Source organism: Okeania sp. SIO3B5 (genome assembly GCF_010692555.1).
Lineage (GTDB): Bacteria > Cyanobacteriota > Cyanobacteriia > Cyanobacteriales > Microcoleaceae > Okeania.
Genome location: NZ_JAAHHG010000486.1, coordinates 1 through 7,526, shown reverse-complemented (window position 1 = coordinate 7,526; position 7,526 = coordinate 1). Strand labels below are relative to the sequence as shown.

8 protein-coding genes and 1 pseudogene are annotated in these 7,526 nt (G+C 41.1%); 8 read left to right on the top strand and 1 reads right to left on the bottom strand.

The window, feature by feature from the left end; translation table 11 throughout:
• Window positions 1–116: 116 nt before the first annotated feature.
• Together F6K54_RS43430 and F6K54_RS43425 are read left to right on the top strand one after the other, a co-directional pair.
• Window positions 117–239, top strand: a complete 123-nt coding sequence (locus F6K54_RS43430) for a hypothetical protein (protein ID WP_366558332.1) — start codon at window positions 117–119, stop codon at window positions 237–239.
• A 95-nt stretch (window positions 240–334) separates the two neighbouring features.
• On the top strand, window positions 335–475 hold the full coding sequence (locus tag F6K54_RS43425; RefSeq protein ID WP_366558331.1) for a hypothetical protein: 141 nt from the start codon (window positions 335–337) through the stop codon (window positions 473–475).
• Between the two features lie 52 nt (window positions 476–527).
• Here F6K54_RS43425 and F6K54_RS36215 read toward each other — a convergent pair whose 3' ends face one another.
• Window positions 528–1,544 (bottom strand): AraC family transcriptional regulator, encoded by a 1,017-nt coding sequence (locus tag F6K54_RS36215; protein WP_293088685.1) that lies wholly within the window; start codon window positions 1,542–1,544, stop codon window positions 528–530.
• Window positions 1,545–2,249: 705 nt separating this feature from the next.
• Between F6K54_RS36215 and F6K54_RS36210 the strand changes: the two genes are divergently transcribed.
• The 6 genes and pseudogenes from F6K54_RS36210 (at window position 2,250) to F6K54_RS36185 (ending at window position 7,481) form a co-directional block, all read left to right on the top strand.
• Complete coding sequence (locus F6K54_RS36210; protein WP_293088683.1) at window positions 2,250–4,757, top strand: arylsulfatase; 2,508 nt, start codon at window positions 2,250–2,252, stop codon at window positions 4,755–4,757.
• A 171-nt stretch (window positions 4,758–4,928) separates the two neighbouring features.
• The gene (locus tag F6K54_RS36205) at window positions 4,929–5,954 is read left to right on the top strand and encodes a formylglycine-generating enzyme family protein (protein ID WP_366558330.1); all 1,026 of its coding nucleotides are present in this window, start codon (window positions 4,929–4,931) and stop codon (window positions 5,952–5,954) included.
• 615 nt (window positions 5,955–6,569) lie between these two features.
• Entirely contained in the window at window positions 6,570–6,683 is a 114-nt protein-coding gene (locus F6K54_RS36200; protein WP_293088681.1) for a helix-turn-helix domain-containing protein, read from the top strand.
• A gap of 199 nt (window positions 6,684–6,882) precedes the next feature.
• Window positions 6,883–7,278: a hypothetical protein gene (locus F6K54_RS36195; protein ID WP_293088679.1), complete on the top strand. Its 396-nt coding sequence runs from the start codon at window positions 6,883–6,885 to the stop codon at window positions 7,276–7,278.
• Window positions 7,269–7,346 (top strand): annotated as a pseudogene (locus F6K54_RS36190) (hypothetical protein); the annotation flags it as partial. The gene F6K54_RS36195 and the pseudogene F6K54_RS36190, both read left to right, overlap by 10 nt.
• Window positions 7,347–7,481: a hypothetical protein gene (locus F6K54_RS36185; RefSeq protein ID WP_293088677.1), complete on the top strand. Its 135-nt coding sequence runs from the start codon at window positions 7,347–7,349 to the stop codon at window positions 7,479–7,481.
• Window positions 7,482–7,526 lie beyond the last annotated feature (45 nt).

The window sequence follows — 7,526 nt, the reverse complement described above, 5'->3', positions numbered from 1 at the left end:
GCTAAGTTCCATGCTAAACTGAAAGATACACTCGTCAGATTTTCTACATAAATTATCTACTGAAATAATTCGTGAAAACCAAACAGTTGTTTTAGAAGTATAACAACGTTTCTGGAATGGTTAAAAACCGTAAATTATCCAGAGCAATTTCAGATTTAGGTTGGAGAAAATTCAGGACTTTTTTAGATGGAATTGCTGAAAAATATGGTCGCGATTTCAGAGTAATTAGTCGCCCTTGAACCAACATCCCAAGTTTGCTCAAATTGTGGCTTTAAAGGTGGGAAGCTAGACCTGAAGGTGCGAGAATGGGAGTGTCTCAACTGTGGTGCAAAACATGTTCTTAGACGAGAATGCAGCAATAAATATATTAGTCGCGGGCGGGCAGTCCGAGACATTAAACGGACGTGGAGGCGAGCGTAAGACTACTGCAAAAGTAGCAGCAGCCTGTGAAACGTCAACTCGCCGAGGAGCTTAGGCTCGGTAGGAATCCCCGCGCCTTTAGGCCGGGGAGGATGTCAATCTCCTCTTTATGCCTTCTTTCTCAACGTTTCTGAAGGCAACTCCCCAAACATGGCTTTGTAATCTCTAGAAAAATGACTGGGACTGTAGAACCCAAATTCACTAGCAAGGAAGAAGATGGTACAATTTTCAGGTTCGCTTGCCTTCAGGCGTTGTCGCACTGCATTAAGTCGTCGTACTTTAAGATAACGCATGGGACTGATGCCAAATAAGTCCTGAAAACCATACAATAACGCAGAACTGCTAGACCCTAAATTTTCAGCTAGTTGTTTTAAGGTCAGAGGTTTTTCTAAGTTGGCTAACATTTTTCTCTCTGCTTGGGAAATCAACTTTGCTCTTCGAGAAGGTTTGACGAAGCACTTAGAATTTAACTTAATGGGAATATTACTAATCAACAAAGGTAAGAAATCATCAGTAACGAGTTTCTCAATATGAGGGTTTTGAAACCAATTTGGTTTGTGTGCTCCTAACCAAATCAATTGTTTCAGATAATCTTTAATTTCTTTCATCCCAGTTAGAACCAAATTCACATGATTTTTACTCCGGAAATTATCGTCTAGATCGTGGCGTTGTAGTTGGTTTGCATAAGCATGAAAAGTTTTAGCAGGCATAAAAATTTGTGTCAATGCTCCACCTTGAGGAAATACTACGTGTGCTTCGGTGTTATTGAAACCAAAAACAGTCCTTTGAGGTTTGACAGGGTGACGGAAGGAGTAATATTCCCTTTCATTCTCAGACCAAACTATCGCAAAAGAGATGCATCCCTTTGTACCATCACCTGAAAATTGAAACCCTTGGTTCACCTGATTACATATGAAAAATATGTCACCAATCTGAATCGACAAAAACTCAGCTTGAAGAGAACCGGGAGTGAGTTGTATTATTTCCTTATTTTTATACTTAAAAAACTCTTTGAAATTATCCACATCTGTAAAGGATTTGGAGATAATCTTCGGATTGCTTATCCCCTGCTCATCTTTAGCTTGGGTAGTTTGACTATTGTTTGCATCCATCAATAAACTCATTTTGGCAGCACTCTCTCAAAAAAATAATCCTATTGGGCATAAAGAAAAGTAATACTTATCTCTATATAAATATTAAATTTCTATGGTTAAAAAAGTTGGGATTTTTGATCATTCAGACAGATAGCTGACCACTAAACTAACCTTTAAGTCTTGAGATTACTCCATAGCACAACAGGGTGGCCATTACTGAGTGAAAGTGTCCAGAATGCTATTCATCTCTTGGGATAGTAGAGATACCAACAGGCCACAAAAGTCATTAGTCAAGTAGTGGCAAATGGCCATTTGCTCCTACCGCTCGTTACTACACGGGAAAGACCAAGAGCGTGGTAGCCCCATAATTTCGATCCAGGGTGGAAACACGACAGGTCATCTGTAGGGTAGGTATAGCGCTGTGCGCAGGCAACAGGCAACAGGCAACAGGCAACAGGGGGAATGAATTGCTGATAATATAAGACTTTTAGCTATTTGGCCCTTCCTGCAATTTGTAAATATACCAGCGCTCATTGCTATAATACCCACCCTAATGAGATTGATTGACCTGGAAAACTGATAACACCAATTGATTGATGAACTTTTGCGTCTGTAATTCAGCCAAGTGTAGGGTTCAGGTCGAGGGATCGGGACTTTAAAGCCTATCCCAAGGCTATCCATGTTGTGTTTTGGGATGCCTGAGATTGTGTTAACCCCTTTTACGAAGTTTTATCTATGTTTTTCAACGGTCTTTTGCACCGGATAAAAAGAGGAGTAATGTTGGCGATCGCTACTTTCCTCTTCTTCACCAAACTATCGCGTTTACTGTCAACAAAAAGACAACAGGCAATTATCGCCCTAACGATGGTTTGTTTGTTTCTCTCAATGCCATCCTTAGCACTAGCTGAAGAAATCTGCACCAATGCAGAAATTCAGTACACCGATCAACCCTGGGAGGGAGAAATTCGCTACAAAGCAGAAAATTCTACCCCAGACTATTTTGAAGCCCCAAAACCTCAGTCCGGAGCTCCCAATATCTTGACTATTGTTATTGATGATGCGGGTTTTGCTGGATTAGGTTCCTATGGGGGTCGTATTCAAACCCCTCACTTGGATCACCTTGCCAATAATGGTTTGCGCTATAACAACTTTCATGTCACTCCAGTGTGTTCCCCGACTCGTGCGGCTTTATTGACAGGACGTAATCCTCATACAGTAGGTATGGCAGGGATTCCAGAAATTTCCAATGGCTATCCGAATAAGAGTGGTTCCATTCCTTCGAGTGCAGCCATGCTACCAGCATTGTTGAAACCCCAAGGATATACCACATTTGCCCTCGGTAAATGGCATTTGACCCCAACTTGGGCGGTGAATCCGGCGACGGGACACTTTGACCAATGGCCTACAGGTAAAGGATTTGACCATTTCTACGGCTTTCTCGGTGGTGAAACCAATCAGTATTACCCGGAACTCTATCGAGACACCACTCGCGTACAAGCACCTAAGTCTCCCGAAGAAGGCTATCACCTGAGTGAAGATTTAGTAGATAACGCCATTGGTTATATCAAAGACCTAGAGTCCAGCGATCCAGAACGCCCCTATTTTATGTATCTTGCCTTTGGTGCAGTGCATGCTCCCCATCATACTCCTGAATTTTATCGGGATATGTATAAGTACCACTTCGATGAAGGGTATGATGTAGAACGGGATGAAATTCTCAAAAAACAGAAAGAATTGGGCATTGTTCCAGAAGATACTCAACTCACAAAAAGACATCCAGAAAATCCAAGGTGGCTTTTATTGGATGAGGATGAAAAGCAGTTGTTTACCACTTTCATGGAAAACTACGCGGGTTTTATGACCCATGTTGATGCTCAAGTGGGACGTTTAGTTGACTATCTTGACTCTATCGATCAACTTGATAACACATTAATCATGGTTCTTTCCGATAACGGTGCGAGTGCAGAAGGAAGTGAAAACGGCACACTCAACGAAATGACCTATTTCAATGGAGTTCCCACCGACATTGATTACAACATAGAACATCAAGATGAGATTGGCACTGTCCATAGTGAACCCCATGTACCTTGGGGCTGGTCATTAGCTTATGATACTCCCTTCCAATGGGCGAAACGTTTTGTCCATGAAGGCGGTATCCACGTTCCCTTTATTGTCCATTGGCCTGCCGAGATTCCCGATCCAGGCGCGATTCGTCCTCAATGGCAATACGTGACCGATATTGTACCAACGGTGCTCGATATTCTTAATGTTGAGTTGCCCAAAACCGTTAATGAATATGTACAGCAACCTCTAGCTGGGGAGAGCTTTTATAAGTCTTTCAAAAATGCTGATGCTGATAGTACCCATACCGTTCAGTATTGGGAAAACAAAGCAAACCGAGCTGTTTATCAAGATGGTTGGAAAGCTGTAACTGCACATACTACCCTACTTGGCAGTATACCTGATGGACATAAAGGGAAGTTTGGCAAAGATACTTGGGAGCTTTATAACTTGGCAGAAGACTTCTCAGAATCCCATGATTTGGCAACCAAAAACCCCAAGAAGTTGCAACAGATGAAAGCTCTATTTGTGAAACAAGCCAAAAAATACAACGTTTATCCCTTAGACGATCGGGAAACCGCCGAACTTATTGATCTTCAGAATAAGGAATTAGGTGCAGAAAAAACTGACTTTACTTTCTATCAAGGGATGTCACCTCTCCATCAAGCCCTTGCCCCGAATACTTTTGGTAGTTCCTATACCATTGATGTTTATCTAGATCGGGAGCATCCTGATTCCGAGGGGGTACTGGTTGCTCAAGGAGGCTCCGGAGGAGGTTACACTCTATACATCAATGAAAATAATAAGTTGGCGTATGAGTACAACTACTTAGGTTTTGAACGATTCAAGATTAACCCCGATCTTTTGGTTCCCACCGGAAAATCCAAAGTAACCTACAAGTTTACTCAAACTGGCATCGATCCAGACCGAGAATATTATATCGGTAATGGACAACTGTTTCTTAATGATGAACCTATTAGCGAGCAAGTAGAAATTCATACTGTTCCTGCTTCCTTTGGTCTTGAGTTTTTTGATATCGGTCAAGATACTCAATCTCCTGTCTCAGAAGCTTACAAGCCAACCTTTACTTTTAATGACTCCATTGAAAAGGTAACGGTTCATATTCAGCCAGAAGGAAAGCTAGGAAAGGTGAAAAAAATGGTCCAAAATTATTTCGACTAAAACCCGAATGAAGTTGTATCAAACTCTGAACAGTCAGATTAACTTACTAACCTAAGTTCGACTGAACCTCCCGGCTGACTATGCCGGGAGCTTTTACCCCTCATATTCAATAAATGAGATTTCTCTATTCAAAGCTATTCTCCACCTCGGTGAAATAATTCTGCGACTCAAATGATGAATAATTCTCAAAATTATATTCAAAAGCTCCTAATTGTTCTCAGTGTTTTTATTCTGAGTGTTACTATTTTTAGTCCGAGTGCGTTTGCCTCCCCCTCTTCAACTTGTCCCGAAAATATGGAATTCATTCCAGGAGGAGATTTCAAAATGGGGTCGGATAAACCAGAATTTATCGAAGAACTACCTGTTGAAGATGTTACTGTCAGTTCATTTTGCATTGACTCCCACGAAATTACCAACGCCCAATTTACCAAATTTGTTGAAGATACAGGTTACGTTACCATAGCCGAACGTCCTCTATCAAAATCACAATTTCCTGACTTACCTTTCGGACAGCGATCGCCTGGTTCCCTTGTTTTTGAACCTCCCACAGAAGGCATTCAACAAGTCGCTTATCTGAGTTGGTGGCATTGGGTTGTGGGCGCAAACTGGCAACATCCCTACGGTCCCGATAGTAATATTAGCGGCAAAGAAAACCATCCCGTTGTTCATATTGCCTACGAAGACGCCTTAGCTTACGCCAAGTGGGCAGGAAAACAACTTCCCACGGAAGCTCAATGGGAATATGCTGCCAGAGGTGGTTTAAAAGAATCTACCTACACATGGGGTAAACAATATTCTGCCAAAAAAGCCAACACCTGGCAAGGATTTTTTCCCTTTCTCAATACCAAAGCGGATGGCTACTTGGGAACTGCTCCCGTTGGTTCGTTTTCAGCAAATGGTTACGGTTTGTATGACATGACGGGTAATGTTTGGGAATGGACTGCCGACTGGTATCGGGTTGAACGAAAGAACATGGCTCATAGTGTTAATCCAGAAGGCCCCAGGCAAGCCGAAAGTTTTGACCCCAAAAAACCTGCCGAGGGTGCGGTACACGTCATTAAAGGTGGTTCACACCTCTGTGCGCCCAACTATTGCAGTCGATACCGTCCGGCTGCACGAGAGTCTCAGTCACCGGATACAGGAACCACTCACATTGGTTTTCGCCTCGTCAAAAATTTGGGCAAATTAAATAATTAATAATTAATAATTAATAATTAATAATTAATAATTAGGGTTTGCTGAAAAAGTCTTATGGGTGAGGGTAGGAGTCAACCCACCCCTAGCCCCTCCCAGGAGGGGAGGGGAAGTCAGGAGGACCGAGTCAGGAGAAATGGGGAATTTACAGGAGGTAGAAGTAAGAATTGTCCCTCAATTTTTCTGTTCTTAGTTTGCCTTTTATGCTAACTTTTTGAGGGTTTTAGACTAAAAAAAGCGCACTTTTTAGGAATCCCAGAAGGCTCAAACCTTTACTTTTCAATGGTTTTAGAATTAATCAGCAAGCCCTAATTAAACGATTTAGCTCGGATAGTCCAGTAGTTGACTGTTTCATCTAAACTCGCAAGGCATTGAAGCGACTCTGGAAACGCCGTCGTGACAAAAAGTGTGATTCTTGAGCGTAATCACAGTTAGATTTTGATAGTGTGAATCGTTCTCAATTGACTTTTGAGTTTCACCTAGCGGTATAGTGTAGTGATCGCTCTCTCAACTTCAAAAATGAAAAACACCAGGTAGTAAAACCTATCTGGGGTAATTAACAGCTTGACATAATCTATGATTATCTGGTATTATCTATGATAATCTATATTTGATTTTATGATACTAGGATTCAAAACTGAGTTGGAACCCACAAATCAGCAAAAAACATTACTGGCTAAACACGCGCTTTGTAGCCCGTCATGCTTGGAATTGGGGATTATGGCTGACTAGAAATATCCGTATAGCACAATTCTAATAATCCTGATGGTAAACTTAAATTTCCTACTGCAATCGACCTGCATAAACTTTTAGTCGCAATGGTTAAACCAAATAATTATTGGTACTATGAAGTATCTTGAGTCTGCGCCTCAATATGCTTTAAGGTATTTGTCACTCTTCTTGGAAGCGTTGCTTCACCAAAGTGTCGGGAGTGCCTAAATTTAAGAAAAAAGGTAGGGATGATAGTTTTACTTTAGATGGTTCAATTACAGTGGGTTTTAATCAGATCAAACTACCTCGAATAGGATGGGTCAAAACTTATGAAATATTACAAGACTTTGTTATTCCCAAGTCTGTAACTGTTAGCAAAAAAGCAGATAGATGGTTTATTAGTTTCAAGGTAGAAACAGCAACTATAATTACTGAGAAATCAGTAGATGTAGTTGGTGTAGACTTAGGAGTTAAAACTTTGGCAACATTGTCAACAGGTGAAGTATTCGATGGTGCTAAACATATGCAAAAATTTAGAATCCAAACTATCACGATTGCAATACCGCTCGCAGACATAAAACCAAGTTTTCGTCTAATTGGAAAAAAGCACAGCTAAAAATAGCGAGACTACACAAAAAAATAGCTGACATCAGGAAAGATACGTTGCATAAACTGACTACCTATTTGGCTAAAAACCACAGTCAAATAGTAATAGAAGACCTTAATGTATCAGGAATGATGGCAAATCATAAGTTGGCTAAGGCTATTGCGGATATGGGTTTTTATGAGTTTCGCAGACAGGCGCGAGTACAAGTGTGAGTTATATGGTTCTAAGTTAATCATTGTTGATAGATGGTTTCCTAG